This window comes from Sphingobacterium sp. JB170 (genome assembly GCF_900163865.1).
Taxonomy (GTDB): Bacteria; Bacteroidota; Bacteroidia; order Sphingobacteriales; family Sphingobacteriaceae; genus Sphingobacterium.
This window is the reverse complement of record NZ_FUKU01000059.1, coordinates 98,910-123,575: the sequence shown is the minus strand read 5'-3', so window position 1 is coordinate 123,575 and position 24,666 is coordinate 98,910. Positions and strand designations below refer to the sequence as shown.

Genomic DNA, 24,666 nt, shown 5'->3' with positions numbered 1-24,666 from the left:
TTATTCCGAGATCACGGGTAATTCAAAATTTCCATTTATTTCATTAATTGCCGCAAGCACTTCGTCAGTTCCTAATTTAGTTTCTGCTGAGGTAATGAAATGCCTCGGAATCTCTTCAAACCAAGTAAGCAATGCACGTCTGAACTTCGCAACATGCTGTTCTGATTTCACTCCGGATTGCTTATCTGCTTTGGTAAATACCAACAAAAATGGAAGTCCTTGCTCCCCCAACCAACAACAAAATTCTAAATCAATTTTTTGGGGCTCCAACCGGCTATCGATCAAAACAAAAATACACTGCAAATTTTCACGACGCGTTAAATATTGCCGTATAAACTTGACCCAATCTGCCCGGTTTTTTTTGGACGTCTGTGCAAAACCATAACCTGGTAAATCCACGAGATACCAATTATCATTTATAATAAAATGATTAATAAGCTGTGTCTTCCCCGGTTTTTGCGATGTCTTTGCTAATCCTTTTTTACTAAATAAGGCGTTGATTAAAGAAGATTTACCAACATTAGAACGACCAATGAATGCATATTCCGGTATACTCGGAGCTGGAAGCTTTCCGACTTGCGTATTGCTACACACAAACTCTGCAGATTTTATAAGCATAGACAAAGGTAAAAAATTCTCACAGCTATTAACAATGGATTTTTCATAGGTTTAATTCTCGGTTATCGAATTACGTGTGCTTTTGCAAACAAAACGTTCGACATCCCACGCCTCCATCAAACTGTACACAAATTACGAAAAGCATTTTTAAAAAATATTCGACCCATAACTATCATATTATGCCTTGATGTTTTTATCTTTAGGGCGAGATAAATCTGCGTGAAGATAAATTGTGGTATTCGTCATACCGATAAACGAAACAAATAGGCTTTCGCTGGATTACAAAGTAGGCGTCAGCAATTGCGATCAGTGCTTTTCTCGAACTTGAAATAAGATTTTGCTCCGCCAGGTCGGGCAACAGAAAATGCCCGTTTTAATTGACTTTATGAGCGGCGTGCACAACTTTTGGTTGTATTTTCTGATCGAGTTCTTATCCGCTCGATAAGGCATTAAATCGCGTGTTAATAAAAAAGTGTTACAATGCACTGCTAAGAATAGCATAAAAAGTATGCTTACGGAAACTGCGTATTATTTCGTACAAACGAATACATAAAACTGTGGCGGCAATTAGCATTGCCGCAAGTGATTGACCCTAATTATAAAATAAAAATGCTTGAAATCAAAAACATCGTCAAAAAATATAGCAATCATCGAGCGTTGGACAATGTCTCTATAACAGTTCCAAAGGGGAGCATATTTGGTCTTCTAGGACCCAACGGGGCGGGAAAAACTACATTGATCCGTATTATCAATCAAATTAGTGCGCCCGATAGTGGGGAAATATTTTTTGATGGCGAAAAACTGCAGCCTAAGCACATTGAAAGGATCGGATACCTACCCGAAGAACGGGGACTATATAAAAAGATGAAAATAGGCGAACAAATGCTTTATCTAGCACAATTAAAAGGCTTAAAAAAGAAGGACGCAAGCCACCGAATAAAACATTGGTTCGAAAAACTTGAAATACAATCTTGGTGGGACAAAAGAGTAGAAGACTTGAGTAAAGGTATGCAACAAAAAGTACAATTCGTTGCTACGATTGTACACGAGCCCGACTTGATTATTCTCGATGAACCCTTTTCAGGATTCGACCCGGTAAATGCACAAATAATACAAAACGAAATCATCGAGCTCAATAGAAAGGGTGCCACAGTAATATATTCGACACACCGAATGGAATCGATCGAGGCTCTATGCGACGATATTGCACTCATCAACAGATCTGAAAAGATTCTTGAGGGTTCTGTAAAAGACATTAAACAATCCTACAGAAATCAAACGTTTAAAATAAGCTATTCATCGATGGAAGGAGCGCGAGGCGAGATAGACGAGATACCGTTTATCGATATCATTCGCCATACCACTGCACAAGATACCAAAGAAGCTGTTGTCAAAATTCACGATGATAAGACATTAAATGATATATTACTACTGCTTATACCTAAAGTAACTATACACCAAATAATCGAAATTATTCCATCGATGCACGATATTTTCATCGAAAAAGTGACGCTATCAAAAAACTAAGATTCTCCGACGAATGAACAAAATACTATTAATTATAAGGCGTGAATATTTGAGCCGAGTAAGGAAAAGATCCTTTTTATTAACGACTTTTTTAGTGCCCCTGTTTTTCATTGGTATGTACATTGGTGTATTTTACTTAACGAAAAAAAGTTTTGAAGATACTCATGGGATTGTGCATGTAATTGACAGAGGTGGTGAAATTTCAAAGAGCTTAAAAAATAATAAAAACCTAACTTTCACCGTCTCTAATCGTGAATTACAGCAGGAGATCGAGACACTCGAAGACGAGGCGGAAAATACAAATCTATTAATTATCCCCGATGACTTCCTGCGCACTAGGTACGTCGAATTACTGTCTTCAGGCAAACCGAATATCAATACGCAATCTGAAATCAAGAATCAACTACAAGAAATTATCCGCGCGCACGAATATGCCAGGATGGGCTTAAATGTTGATAGTGTGCGAAACATCAACGATAAAATACAAATCACTACCAAAGAGATAAGTGAGACCGGTGATACGAAAGAAAGTCATACCGAAGTTGCGATGGGGATAGCTATGGCTCTTTCTGTTCTAGTCTATTTGTCCTTATTTCTCTACGGAGCGCAAGTTATGCGTGGAATAATCGAAGAAAAGACAAGTCGTGTGGTCGAAATAATAATCTCTTCGGTAAAGCCTTTTCAATTGATGATGGGTAAAATATTCGGAATTGGCCTAGTCGGCTTAACGCAATTTATCCTATGGATCATCTTAACTGCAGCTTTAACCAGCGTTGCTACTGCTTTTATTATCAACACATCAGGCGTAACGCCCGAGGAGATTTCTGCACTAGCTGGTTCCAAGGACCAGCTACCAGAAACGAATGCTGCAATGGATATCATTGCAGCATTCGACAGTATTAATGTAACAGAATTACTCATTTGCTTTTTTATATTTTTCTTAGGCGGCTATTTCCTTTACAGTGGTTTATTTGCGGCCGTCGGCTCTGCTGTGGATAGCGAAACGGAGGCTACCCAATTCACAATGCCAATTACCATGCCCTTGCTGCTAACGTATGTTCTTTCCTTCGGAGTATTGATCAACGATCCACACGGTAGTATCGCAACCTGGTTAAGTTTTATTCCGTTTACCTCCCCGATTGCGATGCTTGTTCGTGTTCCATTTGGTGTTCCTACCTGGCAAATAATTGTCTCGGCACTGCTGCTCTTTGGGGGATTCCTAGTTACCACTTGGGTCGCCGCTCGGATATATAAAGTAGGAATACTGATGCATGGAAAAAAGGCAAGTTTTAAAGAGATTGTAAAATGGTTCACGTACAAACAGTAGAAAAACTATATTTTTATTAAAAAATAAAATAAAACTCATTAACATTACGATTAATTTAGAAGATATGGATACTGCCAATAATACTGAAAACAAAAAGTCAGGAGGAATTTTAGGAAAAATAATGGGATGGGCCTTGGTCATCGTGCTGTTGATCGGTGGAGGCTACACCTACTACCGATATTATTTCGTTTTCGGTGAAGGTGTTAAATCTGGATACCTGAACTACGCAGTTAAAAAAGGTAATTTATTCAAAACCTACGAAGGCAAACTGATCCAAGAGGGATTTGGAAGTGCCAAAACCAAAACGGGGCCTGGAATTTCAAGTAACGAATTTGAGTTTTCAATAGAGAATGACTCGATATTTAAAATCCTCGAACTTAATAGTGGCAAATACTTTGATTTACATTATAAAGAATTTCACGGTACCCTACCGTGGCGCGGGCACACGCGTTACATCGTAGACCAGGTTATAAACATGAAATAATAGCTATTAAAAATATCGAAGCCTCCTGTTATCTGGGTAATCCCGCGATAAACAGAAGGCTTCGATGCTTTTATTAAACATTTCTATGAGGAGCACTATAGCTCATCACTGTAAATGTAACGAACCTCCTCACGTAAATTATAGTTTGAAGCCATTACCTCTCCATAAGCGCCGGCCGTCCGAATAGCAATCAAGTTTCCCCGACCAGACTCTGGCAGCGGTACTTCTTTGCCAAAACAATCTGAACTCTCGCATATTGGACCTACAACATCATAAATCATTTCCTTCTGAGAGTCCGAGAAGCCGACTTTCTCAATTTTATGATAGGCTTGATACAATGCTGGGCGCATTAGCTCTGTCATACCGGCATCAAGAATTAGAAAATTCTTCTTTAGACCACTTTTCGTATACAACACACGCGTGATAAGTGATCCACACTGCCCCACAATTGCTCGCCCCAATTCAAAATGTACCTCGTGCAGCGCGCTGCGTTCCAAAAACTTATCAAAAATATCAAAATACGCCTCAAAATCAGGAATAGGATTTCCATCTGGATCGTGATAATCAACCCCCAGTCCACCTCCGACATTAAGCACACGGATCTGCGTACCGCGATCCTCAAACCAGTTTTTCCATTCGTTGACCTTCACACAAAGGCTTTTAAAAACGTTCATATCGGTAATTTGTGAACCTACATGAAAATGCAAGCCGATTAAAGACACATTCGTAGCGTTACGTATCACGTCTGCCGCGGTTTCTAATTCAGACGTAGGTACCCCAAACTTATTTTCATCCAACCCAGTCGTGATATAATGGTGTGTATTTGCATCGACATTGGGGTTTATGCGAAGAGAAACATGTGCCACGACGTTTTGTTCTCCTGCAAGCTCGTTAATAACTTCCATCTCTTGGATTGATTCCACATTAAACGCGAAAATACCATGTTTGAGTGCCGTGATAATCTCTTTATCAGATTTCCCCACACCTGCAAATGTAATCTTTTCGGGCGTGAACCCCTTATCAATCGATTTTTGAACTTCTGCCCCACTGACACAATCAGCACCGAATCCTTTTGACTGAATCAGGTCAAGTAGACGTTCATTAAAATTAGCTTTTAACGCATAATGAACATGAAACCCACGTTTATCAGCTGCAGCTTTTACCTGATCTAAAGTGTCATTCAACAAGTCGAGATCGTAGTAATAAAAAGGTGTCTCTGCACCTGCGATCCGCTCGAGTTGAGTATTATTAAATAGCATATGTACCTTCTATATTTATTTTAAAAAAGTCTATTATGTAATGAACGAAGCGCTTCAACTTTATATTCATGACCCAATAATATGGAGACATTATAATCAGATCCGCCATATGAAATCATCTGTAACGGTAGATGTTTTACGGCATCCAACACCCGTGCGGCATACCCATGAGAATTCGCCCCGAAATCGCCGACAACACAGACGATCGTTTGGTTATGATCAATACGCACGCGCCCAAAATCTTCTACCTCCTTGATGATCTCCCCCAAATAGCGGGTGTCGTCAATGGTCAAGGATACCGCGACCTCCGAAGTGGTAATCATATCTATTGGCGTCTTATAACGTTCGAATATCTCAAACACCTTCCTTAGAAAACCGTACGCTAAGAGCATCCGTGAGGAATGGATATGAATCGCTGTGATTTCATCCTTAGCCGCTATTGCACGAATTTGCTTCGACGATTTACCGTCTTTGCTGATAAGCGTGCCCGCAGCGGCCGGATCCATCGTATTCAACAATCGTACAGGAACGTTATAACGCTGCGCCGGAAAGACACTTTGTGGATGTAAAATCTTAGCGCCAAAGTAAGCGAGCTCGGCTGCCTCATCAAAACTTAAATGTGCAATCGGTGTGGTATTCTTAACCACCCGTGGATCATTATTATGCATACCATCGATATCAGTCCATATCTGAATTTCCTCTGCTTGGATCGATGCGCCGACCAGCGAAGCCGTATAATCGGAGCCTCCACGACGAAGATTATCGATCTCGCCAAAGGAATTACGACAGATAAACCCTTGGGTAATGTACAGTTTATTGTCGGGGGTAATTTCAAGAAGCGCATTTAATTTCTCACCAATATATTCAACCATCGGCTCATTATCCTGGTCGATCTTCATGAAGTCTAATGCGGGAAGTAGTACAGACGGTATCCCAATCTCTTCGAGGTAAAAATGAAATAACGTTGTCGACATCAACTCGCCTTGCGCCAACACAATCTTCTCCTCGACAGGCGTAAACATCTCATTCCCGAGGGAGCTGATGTAATTAAAATGATAGTTAATTAAATTATTAGCTTTTTCTCGACCTAAATCGCTTGCAAACAATTGATCAATTAACTCGATATATTTTCCTTTGTGACTTTTAATTTGATCGAGAGCAGTCCCGGTCTTCCCCAATAAAAATGACTGACCAATCTCTACCAATGCATTCGTTGTTCCAGCGACAGCAGAAAGAACAACAATCTGTCTATCGTCGGTATTCACGATATCAAGCAGCCCTTTAATACGTTCAGCGCTCCCTACGGAAGTACCACCAAATTTCAAAATTTTCATAACTAACCTAGTACTATTGTTAATGGTTGTAAAAGTAAATAAATTTCAAGTAATTATATTAAACAATAAATGCGGCACAAAACGCTATATCGCTCAGTGCCGCATTTATTATTATGCGGAAGTACTATTTCTTCAAGGCATCGATCAAGAGCGTCGCCAGCTCTACACCGATACGTTGCTGTGCCTCGTTAGTCGCCGCTCCAATATGCGGTGTTAACGAAATACGAGGGTGTGACAACACCTCTATTCTCGGTGTCGGTTCATTATCGAACACATCAAGTGCCGCAAATGCAACCTTACCATTCTCGAGCGCTTTTACGAGTTCCAATTCATCAATAACTCCTCCTCTCGAGGCGTTAACCAAACCTACACCGTCTTTCAGCAAAGCGAACTCGTCTTTTCCAATCGCGGGTTTATCTAAAAACGGCACATGAAGCGTTATAAAATCCGATTGTTTTAACACCTCCTCAAAGCTGGCTTGTTTTACAGGTAGTTCGACCACCGTGTCTCCCGAAAACGTCAAGGATAGTGACTTCGGTCCATCAAATAAGTCTGTATAAATTACATCCATACCTAAGCCCAGCGCTACCTTGGCAGTTTCCCGTCCAATACGACCAAAACCAACAACACCTAAAGTTTTACCACGCAACTCAACACCTTTGGCGTACGCTTTCTTCAAGGCAGCAAAATTCGTATTGCCTTTGCTAGGCATATTACGATTCGAATCGTATAAAAAACGAACACCATTTAACAAGTGTCCAAATACGAGTTCGGCCACCGATAATGATGAAGCTGCTGGTGTATTTAAAACTGCAATTCCTTTGGAACGCGCGTACTCGACATCAATATTATCCATACCAACACCTCCCCGACCTATTGCCTTGATGTTTGGACTTGCGTCGATCAGTTCCTGTCGAACCTTCGTTGCACTACGAACAGTAATCGCATCGTAGCTATTTAATTTACCTGCTAATTCCTCTTGTGGAATATGGTTGGTATCAACCTCAAAACCAGCTTCTTCTAACAGCTGTTTTCCTGTCGCATCAATACCGTCGTTTGCTAATATTCTCATTGTAGTTTATATTCTTATTATTTGTTACCTTCTTCAAACTCTCTCATCGCGTCAATCAATGCATTAATCGAGGTGATCGATAACGCGTTATAAATTGATGCGCGAAATCCACCTACGGAGCGATGCCCTTTGATACCGATCAAATCCCGGTGATTAGCGAGCTTCAAGAACGCGGCTTCCTGCTCCTCACTATCCATCACAAAAGTGACATTCATTCGAGAGCGATCCTCCAGGGCGGCTGTTCCCTTGAAAAAGGGGTTACGATCGATCTCGTCATAAAGCGTGCGCGCTTTAACGATATTCTCTTGTTCAATTACCTCGACCCCTCCTTTGGCTTTCAACCAGCGCAAATTGAGCATAGTCACATAAATTGAAAACACAGCAGGAGTATTAAACATAGACTTGGCTTTAGCGTGCGCGCTATAGTCAAAAATAGCAGGAATCTTTCGGTTAGATGTACCCAATAGGGAATTCTTGACAATAACTAAAGTAACACCCGCTGGCCCCATGTTCTTTTGCGCACCGGCGTATATTATATCATATTCAGCTACATTTATCACGCGGCTAAAGATATCCGAAGACATATCGACAACGGTCGGGATGGACGTATTTGGTTTTTCGTAAACTTCGGTTCCATATATCGTATTGTTTGACGTGTAATGAAAATATGAAGCGTCACTCGGCACGGTAATCCCTTTCGGGACATAGCTATAATTTTTATCGGACGAGGAGGCAATAATTTCGACAGTGCCTACATTGGCTGCTTCTTTAGCTGCCTTGGACGCCCAAACGCCAGTATCTAAGTATGCGGCTTTACCACCCTCCGGCAAAATATTCATCGGAACCATAGCAAATTGCTGAGTTGCCCCACCTTGTAAAAACAATACCGAGTAATCTTCCGGAACACTAAGTAATTCGCGCACAAGCGTCTCTGCTTCCATCACCACCTGTTCGAAGTCTTTGGAACGGTGCGATATCTCAAGAATCGAAAGTCCGGTGTTATTAAAGTCAATCACCGCTTGAGAAGCCTCTTGAAATACTTCCTTCGGAAGAATGCTTGGTCCTGCTCCAAAATTATGTTTCATCGCTAATATATTAATAGTAAATAAATTATAACACAGTATATCAACCGAAATCGATTGATTAAAAAGCAAAAATACTACATTTTTTAAAATTTATCACACTTTTAAAACATTTATTATAAAATACTCAATCATATTCAATTTTTAATATAAAATTGATAGAACAAACTCGATTGCATTATAGGTAATTCTAATTCGCACCCGAATCGATTCACATCGATCTTAACCAGTATTAATTTCAGTATTTCCTTTATAATTAACACGGCCATTTCAGAAAATTCGATTCCTTTTTGAATTAAAAAAATCGTAACTTCGCATGCGATGTGTGTAAAATAATGAACACTCATAAAGTTATATCGAAACAAATAAAATATGGCTGAAGAAACAGAAAATGAAAACAACTTAGCTCCTGCTAACGACAGGATCATCCCTATTAACATCGAAGATCAAATGAAATCGGCTTACATAGATTATTCTATGTCTGTTATAGTTTCTCGTGCTCTACCCGATGCCAGGGATGGTATGAAGCCGGTTCACAGGCGTGTTCTTTACGGTATGCTAGACCTTGGAGTTACCAGTAGCAAACCTTATAAAAAGTCAGCCCGTATCGTTGGTGATGTACTAGGTAAATATCACCCGCACGGAGATTCTTCTGTATACGACGCCATGGTGCGGCTTGCACAAGAATGGAGTATGCGATACCCATTGGTAGACGGACAAGGAAACTATGGTTCTGTCGATGGAGATCCACCAGCAGCAATGCGATATACGGAGGCTCGATTGAAGAAGATTGCAGAAGAAATGCTCTCTGATATTACAAAAGACACAGTTGATTTCCAATTAAATTTTGATGACTCTCTTCAAGAGCCAACGGTTCTACCAACACGCGTTCCTAACCTACTCGTTAACGGGGCATCAGGTATAGCGGTTGGGATGGCTACCAATATGGCTCCCCATAATCTTTCAGAGGTTATCGACGGAACAGTTGCATATATCGATAATAGAGAGATAGAAATCTCCGAGTTGATGCAGCATATAAAAGGTCCAGACTTTCCAACCGGCGGTATCATCTACGGATACAACGGTGTTAAGGATGCGCTAGAAACAGGTCGTGGCCGTGTTGTGATGCGGGGTCGCGCTGAAATCGACACTCTGAAAAATGGACGGGAGTGTATTATAGTAACGGAGATTCCATACCAAGTTAACAAGGCGAATATGATTGAACGGACCGCCGAACTAGTTAACGAAAAGAAAATAGAAGGTATCTCTACGATCCGCGATGAGTCCGACCGCGATGGTTTCCGTATCGTGTACGAAGTAAAACGTGAAGCAAATGCTAACGTTGTCTTAAACAATCTTTACAAATACACCGCTTTACAGACATCATTCTCGGTTAACAATATCGCTTTAGTTAAAGGGCGTCCGATGTTGATGAACTTAAAGGATATGATTCACGAATTTGTGGAACATAGACATGAGGTTATCGTTCGTCGTACGAAATTCGAATTAGCAGAAGCTGAAAAACGTGCTCATATTTTAGAAGGCTATTTAATCGCGCTGGATCACATCGATGAGGTTATCAAACTTATCCGCGCTTCGCAAACGCCAGAAGATGCACGCACGGGTTTGATGGAGAAATTCGCTTTAAGCGACATCCAAGCCAGAGCAATCTTAGACATGACGTTGCGCCGTCTAACAGGACTTGAACGCGATAAGATCAAAGAGGAGTACGCCGAACTGATGAAAACAATTGACTATTTAAAATCTGTACTTGCAGATGAGTCTCTTCGTATGCAAATCATCAAAGACGAGTTAGCCGAAATTAAAGAGAAATACGGTGACGAGCGTCGATCTGAAATTGTACATTCGGCAGAAGACATGCGTATGGAAGACTTTATCGATGATGAAGAAATTGTCATTACCATTTCGCATAATAGTTATGTAAAAAGAACTCCTTTATCGGACTATCACCGTCAAGGACGAGGAGGAAAGGGATCAATTGGCACCACAACGCGGGAGGAAGACTTCACCGAACATATCATCACTGCTTCAGCCCACAACTACCTTTTATTGTTTACGGACAAAGGACGTTGTTTCTGGCTCCGTGCATTTGAAATCCCAGAAGGAAGTCGCACTTCGAGAGGTCGCGCTTTACAAAATATTATCAACGTCCCTAAAGAAGAAAAAATCAAGGCATTCATCAAAGTTATCAACTTGAAAGATCAAGAATACCTTGAAAACAACTTCATCATTATGTGTACAAAACGAGGCACTATTAAAAAGACCTCGTTACAGGCTTATTCACGCCCACGTGCGAATGGTATCAACGCCATAAATATTAATGACGGAGACGAGCTGCTAGAAGCTTGTTTAACAACCGGAAGTAGTGAAATTGTTATGGCACTACGCTCGGGCCGCGCGATCCGTTTCAACGAATCTAATGTTAGACCGATGGGTAGAACTGCAACTGGTGTTCGGGGAATCACATTAGCGAGCAGCACCGATGCAGTAGTTGGCATGATTGCTGTAGATGACTCCGAAACGACAGTTCTCGTTGTGTCCGAGCATGGATATGGTAAGCGCACTGATATTGATGATTATCGTGTAACCAATCGTGGCGGTAAAGGTGTTAAAACTATTAATGTCACCGAGAAAACGGGAGAACTTGTCACTGTTAAAGGTGTTACAGACGACGATGATTTAATGATAATTAACAAATCCGGCATCGTGATTCGTATCGGCGTAAACTCTCTCCGTATTATGGGACGTGCAACGCAAGGGGTTCGATTAATTACGCTTAAGGACACTGATGCGATCGCCTCTGTCACTAAAGTTGAAAAAGAAGATGAAGAAGAGGTCGAAATTGTCGAAGGCGATATAGATGAAAACGAAGTTTCTAATGATGCGACAGATAAAAACGAAGAAGAAAACTAATATTCAGATTAGCGTCTATTCGCTAGTAACCTGCGCATGGCTGTGTGTTTCACTGCACGGCCACGCGCAGTCTGATTATAAGGAGAGTAGTAATGCCTTTGCATTCTACACGCAAACTGGCGATATAAAGAATCTGGAAAACGCAAAAAAATTCATTGACGCAACGTACACCACGCGCAGAGATTCAGCAAACTCGAAAGTCAACGTATTGCGGTCAATGATATACAGTTCTTTGGCGTATGCCGATTCGGCCCGTACCATCAAATCGGACACAGATCCGATCGACGTTACCTACAATGCTTTAAAAAACATCAAAGATAGAAATCTGTCTGAGTATCGTGCCGAAATTAAGTATGTAAAACAGAACCTTGCAGCGGCGCACCTATTCAATGCAAATAAAGCACTTGAAAAACAGGATTACGCAAGCGCATACGACAGTTATATACGGGTCAAGGATTTAAATATTGCAAACTATAACGTAACGTATAATCTGGCGCTACTTGCCTCTCAAACAGAACAATATAATGCCGCAGTGGAATATTATAAGCAAGTGATAAAACAATCTGACCCGGCTCCCGAATATTATCTGGAACTCACGGGCATCTATCGAAAAATCGGTGATAAACAGGCTGAATTAAATACCTTACAAGCAGCACGTACGCTATTTCCAGAGAATAAGCAGGTACTTATGAATCTTATTCAGGTATTCGCTAAAAATAACGAATACAAAGCGATTGTTCCGATAATCGACGAGGCGATTAAATACGAGCCAGAAAATATTGAATTGAACTATTTAGCTGGATTCGCGAACGAAACAGTCGGGAATAAAGAGATTGCAAAAAGATACTATCAGCAAGTGACACAGCTAAATGGCAACAACTATGAGGCTAATCTCGCGTTAGGTCTCATGTACCTAAGTGACTTTTTACAAGATGAAAATAATTCAGATGCACAGTATCAGGCACAAAATTTGTTACTTAAAGCAAATGAAATTAGACCATACGATGTGAATGCTCTAAAATCACTTTCGTTATTTTACGAAAAGTCAGGCGATATGATGCAATTAGATCGCGTCAAGTTATTATTGAATCAACTATCAAATAATTAGATATGAACATAAAAAGAGCAATAGTATTTTCTTTGTTAGTGGCTGCAGGTACTACCACTACTTTTGCACAGAACAGTAATTTGAAAAAAGCAAAAACAAATTTGCAAAAATTTGAAGAACTGAAAGGCGCCGGCTCAACAGAATTAGGAAAAGGCAATTTGGAATCTGCTAAAGAAGCGATAGATTTAGCTACAGCCCATGAAAAAACAAAAGATAAGCCCGAGACGTGGACGATAGCCGCATTAATTAACGCAAATATTGCAGCGATGGAAAACACTCCGGAGGCGGCTACCGCTGCTAATGATGCGATAAAAAAGGCAGAAGAGTTAGATACTGAAGGTGAAAATGCAGAAAACATTAAAGTGGCAGGCCAAGTACTTGGCCAATTTAAGTTTAACCAAGGAGTTGCAGCCTGGGAGAAACAAGATTTCAAAACGGCTTATAAAGAATTTGATGATGCTTTAGTTTACCTTCCAGGAGACACTACCCTTACCTATTATTCAGGTCTAGCGGCAATCCAAAATCAGGATTATCCAAATGCGATCGAAAAGTATAAGTTGTTAATTCCAGAAAAGGAATTCTCGTCGCACAAATCAATTATGGTTGATCTGCCAAAATTATACTTATCGAATCAAGATACCACAAGCGCAATTGAATATGCAGCGCAAGCAGCACAAGCATATCCTGAAGATAACGATGCGGCGGTACAAAATATCGAGCTGAATCTAATTGCTGGAAATGAAACAAAAGTTATCGCCGACATTGAAAATCAAATTACAAAAGATGCTGAAAACAAAGCATTATACTATTATTTAGGTATAGCACATTCCGCTGCTAATAATACCGATGAAGCAATCGAAGCATACAAGAAAGCCGTTTCACTTGACCCGAACTATTCGGACGCGAACAGAAATGCCGCGGCAACGATTATAAATACGGTAAGAGAAAAGTTGCATGCATTAAATGACGACAAAACACTATCCAATACGGATTATAGTGCAAAAGTAACGGCGCTTAAAGAAGAAATTAAAGTTGCCCTTCCTTATTTGGAAAAAGTAGTTGAACTTAATCCAACAGATTCTGACGCGTTAAGAAGCTTAAAAGGTTACTACGATTTCCAACAAGATGAAGCGAAATCAGTAGAAATACAAGCGAAAATTGACGCGATGCAGTAAGTAAAAATGCGAAGTTACGTAAAGCGCCCCGTTCTAATAGAACGGGGCGCTTTACGTATAATGGACTTTAAATCTAGTTTTCAGAACTGAGCTGGTCGTTCAAAACTTGCTCCTCAAAAAAGTCGTCGATTGTTCGATCGACACGTTTCCAAGTCATGTATGAATTGACATATGCACCATTTGACAATATCGGCTCCGTTGATTTCAAATAAAGAATATCACCTTCAAAATCGATCTTTCTTCGCTGTATTTTATTTTTCCAATTGGGGTATAACGAGCTTTTAATAATATAACTTACAATAGCATTGTTATTATCTAGTTTATATTTACCCGAAAAAGCCATATATCCTTGCAAGGAAGACACCATCTCTTCATGTGTGGCCATCAACTTATCATTGCTTTTATACAGTAATCGCTCATCTTTAGCGACCTGAACCGACATATAGCCGTCCGCGGCATACATTAAGATGCCATAAGGCGTTTTCCCCATAGGAAATAGTGAGTCTTCTCCGCCAATCGGGACCTCAATATATGATAGCAGGGACCAAGTGCCCACTAACTCATTCTTTAATGATGTCATAAAGAGTACAACGTTATTTTTATAATGATAACGTTAATAATCGGAACTTAGTTTGTCACAAAACAAGTATGATCTAATTTTGACAGAAATATTTTTGTTACTTTTAATGCATAATAGCTTACTATGTATTTATCGCAAATCGACACGGTAGACAAAATCGATAAGAAAGAGTTTTTAGAAAAATACTTTAAACCGAAAAAACCAGTACTAATTAGGGGTTTAGCAAAAACCTGGAATGCATACGAAAAATGGAATCTCAATTATATTGCCCAACAAGCAGGCGACCAAATCGTAGATCTCTATGACAACAAGCCGGCGGACCCAAACAAAGCAACAAATGAACCAGTAGCAAAAATGAAGATGCGTGAGTACATCGACCTGATAAAACGCGAACCGTCGGATTTACGTATTTTCTTTTTTATAATTACAGATAAAATACCCGAGCTTTTAAAAAACTTTTCTTATCCCGATCTTGGTTTTAAATACTTTAAACGAATCCCCACTCTATTTTTTGGAGGCAGTGAAGCGCGTGTCTTGATGCACTATGATATTGATTTAGCTGATTTGCTTCATTTTCAATTTGAAGGTCGTAAGCGAGTCCTTCTATTCCCTAATGATCAAGGTGTCTACCTTTACAAAGTACCCTTGTCTGTCCACACCGTGTACAACTTGAATTATGAAACACCAGATATGGGACAATTTCCTGCATTAAAATTTGCTCGGGGATATGAAATTTTTATGGAGCCGGGAGATGCGCTTTTTATGCCGAGCGGATACTGGCATTTCAACCGTTATCTAGAGCCGGGATTCTCCATATCGCTACGCTCCTTCCCCAGCGCACCTGGCCGTTTAATTCGGATGCTTAAAGAAGTTTTCGTCATGCGGTATACCGATAAAATATTACGTAAAATATTTAAAAAGAAATGGGTGAACTACAAACAACGACGCGCTTTTGAAAAAAGTAACGAAACATTAAAAAATCATTAAGACAATGGAGAAATGTCCATGTGGTAGCCTCATGCAATATACAGCGTGTTGCAAACTGATTCACGATGACCTCGGCAAGGCACATACCGCAGAATCACTCATGCGCGCCCGATATACAGCTTTTACAAAGGGGCTCATAGATTTTCTATATAATACAACTCACCCTACCTCTAGGCGATTTATAAAAAAAGTGGACGTTCAAAGTTGGACGGATCAGCGTAAATGGATGCGTCTAGAAATTTTAAATACTACAAAAACGACGGTTGAATTCAAAGCACATTATTTGGAATCATTGGAACCCCGAATACAACACGAAAAATCCACATTTAAGGCTTCCCACGGTAAGTGGTACTATCTCGATGGTATTTTCCTGTCTTAATTTTTTAATTCGTTTTATAAAATAAAAATTATTACTACCTTTGCAATTCCGTAAGTACGGAAAAATAAAATAATTAACAAATTTATTTAAAATGCAACAGTACGAATCTGTCATCATTCTTACCCCGTTGCTTTCAGAGGAGGCTGCTCAAGAAGTAGTAGCTAAGTTCAAGAACATTCTTACTGAAAGCGGAGCCGAAATTGTCGCTGAAGACAATTGGGGTTTGAAAAAATTAGCGTATCCAATCCAGAAAAAAACTACTGGGTTTTATCACTTAACTGAATTCAAGGCTCCGGGTGAATTAATTAAAAAATTAGAACTTGAATACAAACGTGACGAGCGTGTTATGCGTTTCCTAACTATTGCATTGGAGAAACACGCAGTAGCATACAACGAGAAAAAACGTAGCGGAGCATTCAACAAAAAAGCAAAAACTGAGGAGGTAGCAAACTAATGGCAAACGATAATATCCAATACGTGACTGCCCCTAAAGTAGAGGACAACCGTAAAAAATACTGCCGTTTCAAGAAAAATGGTATTAAATATATCGATTATAAAGACGCAAACTTCTTATTGAAATTTGTAAATGATCAAGGTAAAATTTTACCTCGTCGTCTTACCGGTACATCATTGAAGTTCCAACGTAAGGTTGCGCAAGCGGTAAAACGTGCGCGTATTGTTGGTTTATTACCTTACGTAACAGATTCATTAAAATAAGGAGGATACGACATGGAAGTTATATTAAAACAAGATATTAAAAGCCTTGGCGAAAAAGACGATGTTGTGGTTGTAAAGCCAGGCTATGGTCGTAACTATTTAATACCTCAAGGATATGCTACTTTAGCAACAATTTCCGCTAAAAAAGTATTAGCAGAGAATATTAAACAAGCGCAATTCAAACAAGAGAAAATTAAGAAAGACGCAACAGAACTAGCTTCGAAATTAGAAAGTGCAAAACTTACTATCGGTGCTAAAGCGGGTGAGTCTGGAAAAATATTTGGTAAAGTAAATAGTATTCAAATTGCGGAAGCTTTGAAGGCACAAGGTTACGATGTAGATCGTCGCCGTATCACCTTCGAAGAAGAGCCTAAACAATTAGGTGAGTACGTTGCAAACCTTAACTTACATAAGGAAGTTAAGGTTCAGGTACCTTTTGAAGTAATTTCAGAATAAATTTTATACAAAAAAAATAAAAGATTAAGAGGTTAAATCACATGATTTAACCTCTTTCTTTTTTTTAGAAATCGAAATACAACGCTTCTAAGCTACCGGTCGACACTAAAGAGCGATTAAGCTCACACGCACAATACCACCCCATTTAAACGCTGGAAGACTAATTAGTCGACTTGTCCCCCGCCGGCGCATTCAGAACTCGTACCTACCGCGCGCGAATCTACTTATTGCTCATTCTTCTTGGATGTGTACGAGACATCCTAGCGGATTAACATACGATTCGTATCTGGCATCCCCGTTCCTTTTTTACTGGGTGTGGCGTAATCTAAACGGGTGTGTGACGTAATCTGATTTAAACATCTCTCTTAGTCAGCTCGAATTGAACGTCTATTCACTGCGATAAAAAATACACACACAATTAATGAAATTTTCATTAATTTGCGATGTATTTTAATTTATAGTTTATGAAACCGAAGACGATCATTTTTGCATTAATAAGCGCGCTTGTTCTAATTATCCTATTCAACAATAAGGAAGAAGCATCATTTTGGTTATTTGGAGAAATTCGAACCTCTAAACTTTTAATTCTTGGTATCTTTTTCTTATTAGGAGTAACTACTGGAGGTATATTATTTCGGAGAAAAAAGGGCCGGCCTAAAGATTATTCGATTAACAACTCATCGGATGTAGATGGACAAACGGACCCCTTGGACCCCACGGATCCCCAGCAACTATCAGAGGAAGATAAAAAATTTTTAGGAAGATAATCGTCGAATACTTTAATTACAATTTTTCTTAAAAATAATCACCTAATTATTAAGTAATTCCCTGACTTTCCCAAAATAAACTGATATACAATTTGCTATTTAAGTGAAAATAATTACCTTTGCATCATTCCAAACAACGATAAATTAATATCATTTACCGGAATAAAAAAAACGATTCTGTAGCTCAGCTGGTAGAGCAATACACTTTTAATGTATGGGTCCTGGGTTCGAATCCCAGCGGGATCACAAATCAAAATATAAGCGCATCTAATATGCGCTTATATTTGTTTATAATCAGTACTTTATACAAAGTTCAAGTTTAATGCAATTTCAAAAGAATCTAATGAAATCGGGGATCAATCCGGATCATACAAAATTCTTAGGTGATAGCACATTTTAATCCTTCTATTGTACGACTGATATTTCTACCCGCCGATTTTGTTCTCTCCCGCTCTCTGTATCGTTGGATGCAACCTGCTTGGAGGCACCAAATCCTCTGGCACTAAGATTTTCGGATGGCACTCCAGCGTTGACGATATAGAGCATGACAGCATTGGCTCTATCCTCAGATAGCGATTGGTTGTATTTGGCCGTACCCTCGATGGATGAATGACCATTAATGATAAAATTAGCCGACGTATCTTTCAGCATTTCTCGGACGATATTGTCCAACACAGTGTAGGACTCTGTTTTGAGTACACTAGAATTAAATTCAAATAGAACGTTCTTGAAATTAAAATCCGGTTTTTCGACCACCGGTTCAGAGTTTTTTTGAGGTTCTTCCTGAGCAATGACAGGTTTTTCCACTATCTCAGTGGGTTCTTCTCGTACGGGCGTATGTTCAATCTGGCTACTTGGATTAATTACGATTTTGTTGGACTTGCAAGCTGACAGGTGTAAGACCAACAGAGCACAACTTGTTGCTAAAAGGCTTTTTATTATACGCTTCATAGTAGTTTCCTTTATTAATATATCCCCCCAAAGGTACTATATATTCCCTTATCCACCCTAGCAAAACGGATACAAACATAAATAATGTGCATAGAAACGCGAGTGTCATCACTTTAGAAGATGTATAGCGCGTATCTGTATAGAAAAAGGGAAGCATCAACTTCCCTCTTTCGATATATGATGCATCACGAAAACGAAACCAGTTCGTTTAGCTTTGTATTTATTATTTACGAATGCTGATCGCTACACGTCTATCTTTTACGCGGTCTGATTCGGGTGCATCAGGTGAAAATTCAGCAAAATCAGACCCATACCCTTCGGTTTCGATAACGCGATCACCGACACCTTTTGGCTCCAATGCTATTTGTACCGCTGCAGCGCGGTCGTTAGAAAGCTTTTTATTTATTTCCTCGGTACCAGTTTTGTCGGTATATCCACCAATTTTAACTTTCGCATCTGGGAACGCCTCTAATATAGCGGCTAAATTATCGATTTGAACCTGGCTTTCAGGAAGAATAGTTGAGGTTCCCGTCTGAAAATTCAAATTATCAAAATCAAACCATTTATTTTTCAATTCATCTTCCGACAGCGATTCATAATCTGAATTTAGGAAGATCACCAATTGATCTTCAATGCCCCCTTTGTAAGCGTCAATTGTTTCGCCATTAGGAAGCGAAACCATAATGCTCTCTCTGGCATTCACCGCACCCATGGACGAATCCATCGACAGAGAAGGTTCCGTGTCCATAGTCATACCAATCGTATCGGCATCTGTTGAATCCGTAAGCGCAGAATCATTCCCGCTACAACCTCTACCAAACAGAAACCATAACAATATCAATAAAAGAATAATAATAATCCACCAAAAACCGCCACCTTTTTTTCGCCTTTCTTGGGCAGGCGGTAAAGCAGCAGGTGGAACATGCTGCGGATCTCTGACTGGTTCGGCTGGAATAACAGGTTCTACTGGCTCATTCCTTGGCTCTACAGGAACCACAGGATCAACCGGCGCTGACTCGGTTCCAAATAGTCCCAACGCTAATCCTGCAGGTAGCGCCGAAACGAAGTTTGACCGATTATTGTTTAAATCAGCAGCTATCGATGACGTATCCCAACGTTCTCCGTTACTGGTTAATGCCCCAACTACGGCCGGAGTGGCCGCAGAAAATAAACTAGCAATACTATTGGTATTAATTCCTAAAAAAGTCGATAATTTAGAAAGAATATTATCGAATTCATCTCCAAACAAAGAACCTAAAAAAGATTTCGTCGAATTAACATTCTCGGCCGGATTTTCAGTGGACGATCCAAAATTCAACATGTTCGAAAAGTCAAATCCAGAAAAACCAGATTTTATTTTCTCTAATAAACCACTTAATTCAGGATCTGACTTACGCTGAAATCCTAAGAACAGGGATGGAATAACCGCAGAAACTCCTTGTTTCGCCTGATCGACAGTTAAGTTCTCCTGCGCAGCAAGATCACTATAACGCTGCTCACTAAAATAAGATTGAGCAATTTGAATTAAATTATTTTCCATAATATGCGTTTATAAGTACATGTAAGAAAACAACTTGTGTAACAATTTGTTTGCTTCAGGGCAAATAGGCAGTTAAAATTTTCGAAATCCCCCCCGTATCTCCTTGTTTATGGCTATTAAAATGCGCTGCTTTCAAAGACCAACAACGGATGGTTTTTGCCAAAAAAAATAAACTCGAGCAAAATACGAATTCGACTATCTATCGCCAATTGTAGCAGGTCGTTCGGACTATGTAAGTCATAATTTCGTATTTTTGCTATACTATGATAATAGAAGAATTAAAAAAAGAATTACTCGGAAAGACCTATCCGGAAACAGTACAAATTAGCGCTGATCAAGTAGTCGCGGATGCAGCAACGTTTCTAAAAATTCAATTTATTGAGGTGGACCTCTGGACCAAAGAAAAGGAAAAATGTCCAGCTTACCTTCGGCTTTTGAAATTTCATGAGGCAACTAGAAAAACCACAGAAGAATAAAAGTTTACTCTTTACGACTCAATACACCCTTTATAAGCTGATAAATGCGATTAACTAATAATGAATACAATTTTGAAAACTTCGATTTCAACGCTATTAGTGAAGTATACTTATTAAAGCATTTCCAAGGGGCACAAGTTCCCGGCACCGCGGAGGTAAGCGGCGTAAAAGCAATCGATCTAGCAATCAATCAAGGGCGGTTCCTGCTCAAAGATTACTCATTTCCAACGGCGGTGGAGCTGCATGTGCGCCAAAATTGTGACGAGCTTCGAATTTCATGCACATGTGGAGAAAACGCCATTACACTTTGTACACATGAATATGCCACGTTGCGCGCATTACAGAAAAACGTTCAGTACAAAGCTTTTTTCGATCACCACATACGAATAAGTTTTCTTAGGTCTCAAAGTATTCAATATGGATTAGAGAATGAAAAAGATATTGAGCAGTATTTCCGGTTGCAATATATAAATGACAACATCGTCGCAACCCCACACAACCCCTATTTAATCGTCCCAGATCCCACCCTCGGCAATCAAATTACGAATGAATCAAAACATCCGGTCGATGCTAAATTATCAACCTCTCCCGACCGCACTCAACGGATACTTGTCATTAGTCGCCACAGATTCTATGATCAACTGCGTTTTGAGGTAATTGATGTAGGCATCACCGATAGTGGAAAACTAAAATCACCGTTACATTATATCGATATCAGGGCGTTACTCTGGAAAGCACAAAGTGCACAGGAAACCAAGTTTTATGCAGCCATAAATTATTTTGCACAGAACTACTCAGATACCGAATCAACCGCCGATTTACAGGCGCTGCACATCCTACAAGCAAACCCATTAAACCTCCCAGTATATTTCCACGATCGCGAAATAGCAGAAAAAAAAACTCCCCGATCACTCGTCGCAATTAAGTTATATGCGATGCGGGGACAAATTGAAATATCCGTGGTGAAAAAATTACCATTCTATGAAATTCAAGCCTATTTCATACACCAGGAGGTGACCAAGAATATTCACGCCGTCGACATTATTTATCGCTATTTTATACGAACAGATGATGCGTATTTTTTGATCGATAAATTACCGATATTACACACCATCGAATACTTTAAAAGCAAGCCTGAAAAACTTTTAATTCACCATTCCAAATACGGTGATTTTCTAAAATCAACGTTGCTCCCATTAGAAGAGTCGCTTGCCGTAAAATATACATACATCCGAAAAGCTACTGAAAAAGAAAAAAAGACTATCGCGAGTGACGTACAGCAAATAATTTACTTAAATCAACACGGACATTATGTCAATATCACGCCAATTATGCGTTATGGAGATATGGAAATACCCCTATTTTCGAAACGAAATATCACGGCTATTGATGCGGCCGAGAACCCGTATCAAATAAAAAGAGATAAAATGCAGGAGGATTTATTTTTAAGTCGAGTGACTCGCATGCATCCTACATTTACTGATCAATTGTCCGAACCGACGTATTTCTACCTTCATTATCAACAGTTTTTAAGAGAGGATTGGTTTTTAGACAGCATCGAATATTGGAAAAGCCAGGGTATAACCATACTCGGTTTTCAGGAACTTGAATTCACCAATAGAAACACCAACAAGCCAACAATAAATATTGAGATACTGAGTGGGACGAAATGGTTTGAAACTAAATTTAATTTACAATTTGGCGAGCAGCAAGTGTCTGTAATACAGCTCTATAAATCTATTCGTAATAAAAGTAAATATATCGAGCTTGATGACGGCAGTATCGGTATTATTCCCCAGGATTGGCTACACAAAATAACACGCTATTTCAGCCTAGGAATACTGAAGTCTGGACAATTATTGATCTCGAAGTTCGCTTTCAGTGAATTACGTAAATTAGCACAGGAAGACCGAGTATCCAAGGATATTTTAGCTGAATTAAGTCGTTATAGTGACGGCATTAATAATCTAAAAGACATCCCGTTAGCCCTCCCGCCAACGGCCCTTAAGGCGACCTTGCGTGATTATCAACTACAAGGCGTAAGCTGGTTGATACACCTTGATAGATTCAATTTTGGAGGTTGCCTCGCTGATGATATGGGACTCGGAAAAACCGTGCAAATTATAGCATTTTTGTTATATCAAAAAGAAAACCGTGGACCACATACGAACTTAATCGTATGTCCAACCTCGCTCGTTTTCAATTGGCAAAACGAGATCCTTAAATTTGCACCAACACTGAGCGTCCTGGTATTGCATGGTACTGACCGGCATTCCTATAACACTTCGATGGAGAAATACGACATTGTTATTACCACCTACGGGTTGATGGTATCGGATATCAACGTATTGAAGAAATTTTACTTTAACGCCGTAGTATTGGATGAATCCCAAGCAATTAAAAATCCAAATTCTGAAAGAAACAAAAAAGTGCTGATGCTGCAATCTCGAACGCGCTACATTTTAACGGGTACGCCAATCGAGAACAGTACTTTTGACCTTTTCGGCCAGTTGTCGTTTGCATGCCCTGGCATTCTGGGAAGCAAACAATTTTTTAAAGACACGTACGCCACACCGATCGATAGATTTCAAGACAAAAAAAGGCTCCATACGTTACATAAAAAAGTAGAACCATTTATATTACGCCGCACGAAAAAACAAGTCGCTAAAGATCTGCCCGAAAAGACGGAGGCAATTATTTTGTGCGAGATGGGCCCAGTACAAAGAGCGATTTACGAAACTCATCAAAGTGCACTTCGAGACTACTTGGAGAATAACATGGACGAAGAGCTCGCGCAGTCCAGCATGCACATGCTAGCTGGGCTGACAAGACTGCGTCAAATTTGTAATGCACCGTATCTATTAAAAGATGGTTACGATAAGTCAGTCTCTTCGAAAATCGATGCCGTGCTCGAGCAACTCGATGCAATAGCTTACGGGCACAAAATTATAATATTCTCCCAATTTGTTGGTATGCTCGAACTCCTAAAAGAAGCACTTGAAAAGCGCGATATACCGTTTGAAATCCTTACGGGCGCAACAAAAAATAGAGCAGAAGTGGTTAATAGCTTTAACGAAAACCCGCAAATTAGGGTATTTCTGGTTAGTTTAAAAGCTGGCGGAACGGGTTTAAATTTAACCGCTGCGGATTATGTATTTCTAATGGATCCTTGGTGGAACCCCGCAATCGAAAATCAAGCTATCGATCGGATACATCGTATAGGTCAGCATAAAAATGTGGTCGCCGTCCGGTTCATTTGCCCTGATACCATAGAAGAGAAGATCATAGTTATGCAGAACAAAAAAAGACAGTTAGCGACTGATTTAATCAAATCGGAGAGTTCGTTCTTGCAAAAAATTGGTAGAAAGACATGGATCGATATTCTAAATTAATCTGCTTGTTTTTCAAGGACTATGCCATTTCCAAACTCCAATTGATCGGGGTCTTTAAATTTAAATCCATAATCTTGCTCGAGGACCTCGCCATACCCCTCAATTGCCAATTTACCATCTAATTTAAAGGCAATTTCTCGGCTTGATACTCTACCTTCAGACTCAAATTCATAAGTTGCTAAAAGGACACTATCTTCCACTACCCCCTTAAAGCTACCAGAATTAAAATCCTTTTCCTTTAATGCATAATTTAATTGCCCCATCACGCTATCCCCTTGTAAGTTCAGATGCATTGAAACGGTGTCACCATTTTTTTCATAGGAATAGGAACCAATAATATCGAACGAATTAAAGGGTGCCATTTGTTGCACACCGGCACTTGTATCAGCTTTTGATCCCCCTCCATTGTTGTCGTTCCCACAAGCGGAAAAAACAGCTCCTAAGAGCAAAAGAATATTTAATTTTTTCATATTTATTTTTTCAATATAGTCATTAAACTAC

At 39.7% G+C, this 24,666-nt stretch carries 23 protein-coding genes and 1 tRNA gene; 15 read left to right on the top strand and 9 right to left on the bottom strand.

The features are described from left to right. On the bottom strand, positions 1-618 hold the full coding sequence (yihA, locus tag FM107_RS16195; protein WP_086949530.1) for a ribosome biogenesis GTP-binding protein YihA/YsxC: 618 nt from the start codon (positions 616-618) through the stop codon (positions 1-3). Positions 619-1,227: 609 nt separating this feature from the next. Here yihA and FM107_RS16190 point away from each other — a divergent pair. The 3 genes from FM107_RS16190 (at position 1,228) to FM107_RS16180 (ending at position 3,956) form a co-directional block, all read left to right on the top strand. After that, positions 1,228-2,145 (top strand): ABC transporter ATP-binding protein, encoded by a 918-nt coding sequence (locus FM107_RS16190; protein WP_086949529.1) that lies wholly within the window; start codon positions 1,228-1,230, stop codon positions 2,143-2,145. A 13-nt stretch (positions 2,146-2,158) separates the two neighbouring features. Continuing rightward, positions 2,159-3,472, top strand: a complete 1,314-nt coding sequence (locus FM107_RS16185) for an ABC transporter permease (protein ID WP_086949528.1) — start codon at positions 2,159-2,161, stop codon at positions 3,470-3,472. 64 nt (positions 3,473-3,536) lie between these two features. After that, on the top strand, positions 3,537-3,956 hold the full coding sequence (locus FM107_RS16180; protein WP_256959588.1) for a hypothetical protein: 420 nt from the start codon (positions 3,537-3,539) through the stop codon (positions 3,954-3,956). A gap of 95 nt (positions 3,957-4,051) precedes the next feature. Here FM107_RS16180 and lysA read toward each other — a convergent pair whose 3' ends face one another. The 4 genes from lysA to serC all read right to left on the bottom strand — a co-directional run bounded on the left by lysA (position 4,052) and on the right by serC (position 8,706). Beyond that, the gene (gene lysA, locus FM107_RS16175; protein WP_086949527.1) at positions 4,052-5,215 is read right to left on the bottom strand and encodes a diaminopimelate decarboxylase; all 1,164 of its coding nucleotides are present in this window, start codon (positions 5,213-5,215) and stop codon (positions 4,052-4,054) included. A 20-nt stretch (positions 5,216-5,235) separates the two neighbouring features. Then, positions 5,236-6,549 carry an aspartate kinase gene (locus FM107_RS16170; protein ID WP_086949526.1) on the bottom strand — a complete coding sequence of 438 codons (1,314 nt, stop codon included), beginning with the start codon at positions 6,547-6,549 and terminating at the stop codon, positions 5,236-5,238. Positions 6,550-6,673: 124 nt separating this feature from the next. Beyond that, positions 6,674-7,621 carry a D-2-hydroxyacid dehydrogenase gene (locus FM107_RS16165; protein WP_086949525.1) on the bottom strand — a complete coding sequence of 316 codons (948 nt, stop codon included), beginning with the start codon at positions 7,619-7,621 and terminating at the stop codon, positions 6,674-6,676. Positions 7,622-7,638: 17 nt separating this feature from the next. Beyond that, positions 7,639-8,706: a 3-phosphoserine/phosphohydroxythreonine transaminase gene (gene serC, locus FM107_RS16160; RefSeq protein ID WP_086949524.1), complete on the bottom strand. Its 1,068-nt coding sequence runs from the start codon at positions 8,704-8,706 to the stop codon at positions 7,639-7,641. Positions 8,707-9,075: 369 nt separating this feature from the next. Here serC and gyrA point away from each other — a divergent pair, with 369 nt between their 5' ends. The 3 genes from gyrA to FM107_RS16140 are packed head-to-tail and all read left to right on the top strand — an operon-like array spanning position 9,076 to position 13,920. Next, positions 9,076-11,637 (top strand): DNA gyrase subunit A, encoded by a 2,562-nt coding sequence (gene gyrA, locus FM107_RS16150; protein ID WP_086949522.1) that lies wholly within the window; start codon positions 9,076-9,078, stop codon positions 11,635-11,637. Next, entirely contained in the window at positions 11,603-12,745 is a 1,143-nt protein-coding gene (locus FM107_RS16145; protein WP_256959587.1) for a lipopolysaccharide assembly protein LapB, read from the top strand. Before gyrA ends, FM107_RS16145 begins: the two co-directional genes overlap by 35 nt. Positions 12,746-12,747: 2 nt before the next feature. Continuing rightward, entirely contained in the window at positions 12,748-13,920 is a 1,173-nt protein-coding gene (locus tag FM107_RS16140) for a lipopolysaccharide assembly protein LapB (RefSeq protein ID WP_086949521.1), read from the top strand. A gap of 73 nt (positions 13,921-13,993) precedes the next feature. On the opposite strand, the gene FM107_RS16135 is transcribed toward FM107_RS16140, so the two are convergent. Continuing rightward, positions 13,994-14,500 carry a lipocalin-like domain-containing protein gene (locus tag FM107_RS16135; RefSeq protein ID WP_086949520.1) on the bottom strand — a complete coding sequence of 169 codons (507 nt, stop codon included), beginning with the start codon at positions 14,498-14,500 and terminating at the stop codon, positions 13,994-13,996. 123 nt (positions 14,501-14,623) lie between these two features. Between FM107_RS16135 and FM107_RS16130 the strand changes: the two genes are divergently transcribed. The 7 genes from FM107_RS16130 to FM107_RS16100 all read left to right on the top strand — a co-directional run bounded on the left by FM107_RS16130 (position 14,624) and on the right by FM107_RS16100 (position 18,052). Then, positions 14,624-15,487 carry a cupin-like domain-containing protein gene (locus tag FM107_RS16130; protein ID WP_086949519.1) on the top strand — a complete coding sequence of 288 codons (864 nt, stop codon included), beginning with the start codon at positions 14,624-14,626 and terminating at the stop codon, positions 15,485-15,487. Positions 15,488-15,491: 4 nt separating this feature from the next. Further along, positions 15,492-15,866: a YchJ family protein gene (locus FM107_RS16125; RefSeq protein ID WP_086949518.1), complete on the top strand. Its 375-nt coding sequence runs from the start codon at positions 15,492-15,494 to the stop codon at positions 15,864-15,866. A gap of 91 nt (positions 15,867-15,957) precedes the next feature. Further along, entirely contained in the window at positions 15,958-16,320 is a 363-nt protein-coding gene (gene rpsF, locus FM107_RS16120; RefSeq protein ID WP_086949517.1) for a 30S ribosomal protein S6, read from the top strand. Further along, positions 16,320-16,583, top strand: coding sequence for a 30S ribosomal protein S18 (gene rpsR, locus FM107_RS16115; RefSeq protein WP_086949516.1), 264 nt, complete (start codon positions 16,320-16,322; stop codon positions 16,581-16,583). The genes rpsF and rpsR overlap by 1 nt, the downstream gene beginning before the upstream one ends. A 12-nt stretch (positions 16,584-16,595) precedes the next feature. Further along, the gene (rplI, locus tag FM107_RS16110) at positions 16,596-17,039 is read left to right on the top strand and encodes a 50S ribosomal protein L9 (protein ID WP_086949515.1); all 444 of its coding nucleotides are present in this window, start codon (positions 16,596-16,598) and stop codon (positions 17,037-17,039) included. A gap of 464 nt (positions 17,040-17,503) precedes the next feature. Next, on the top strand, positions 17,504-17,806 hold the full coding sequence (locus FM107_RS16105; protein WP_086949514.1) for a hypothetical protein: 303 nt from the start codon (positions 17,504-17,506) through the stop codon (positions 17,804-17,806). A 173-nt stretch (positions 17,807-17,979) separates the two neighbouring features. Continuing rightward, positions 17,980-18,052: transfer RNA gene (locus FM107_RS16100), tRNA-Lys, on the top strand. Between the two features lie 159 nt (positions 18,053-18,211). On the opposite strand, the gene FM107_RS16095 is transcribed toward FM107_RS16100, so the two are convergent. Then, a complete protein-coding gene (locus FM107_RS16095; protein WP_256959586.1) occupies positions 18,212-18,613 on the bottom strand; it encodes an OmpA family protein in 402 nt (133 codons plus the stop codon). 367 nt (positions 18,614-18,980) lie between these two features. Then, positions 18,981-20,297, bottom strand: a complete 1,317-nt coding sequence (locus tag FM107_RS16090) for an OmpA family protein (protein WP_086949512.1) — start codon at positions 20,295-20,297, stop codon at positions 18,981-18,983. Between the two features lie 263 nt (positions 20,298-20,560). Between FM107_RS16090 and FM107_RS16085 the strand changes: the two genes are divergently transcribed. Both FM107_RS16085 and FM107_RS16080 read left to right on the top strand, forming a co-directional pair. Continuing rightward, a complete protein-coding gene (locus FM107_RS16085; RefSeq protein WP_086949511.1) occupies positions 20,561-20,773 on the top strand; it encodes a hypothetical protein in 213 nt (70 codons plus the stop codon). Between the two features lie 44 nt (positions 20,774-20,817). After that, a complete protein-coding gene (locus tag FM107_RS16080) occupies positions 20,818-24,165 on the top strand; it encodes a DEAD/DEAH box helicase (protein WP_086949510.1) in 3,348 nt (1,115 codons plus the stop codon). Here the strand turns inward: FM107_RS16080 and FM107_RS16075 are convergent. Further along, the gene (locus tag FM107_RS16075) at positions 24,162-24,635 is read right to left on the bottom strand and encodes a hypothetical protein (protein ID WP_086949509.1); all 474 of its coding nucleotides are present in this window, start codon (positions 24,633-24,635) and stop codon (positions 24,162-24,164) included. The two genes, FM107_RS16080 and FM107_RS16075, sit on opposite strands and share 4 nt — an antisense overlap. Positions 24,636-24,666: the final 31 nt, after the last annotated feature.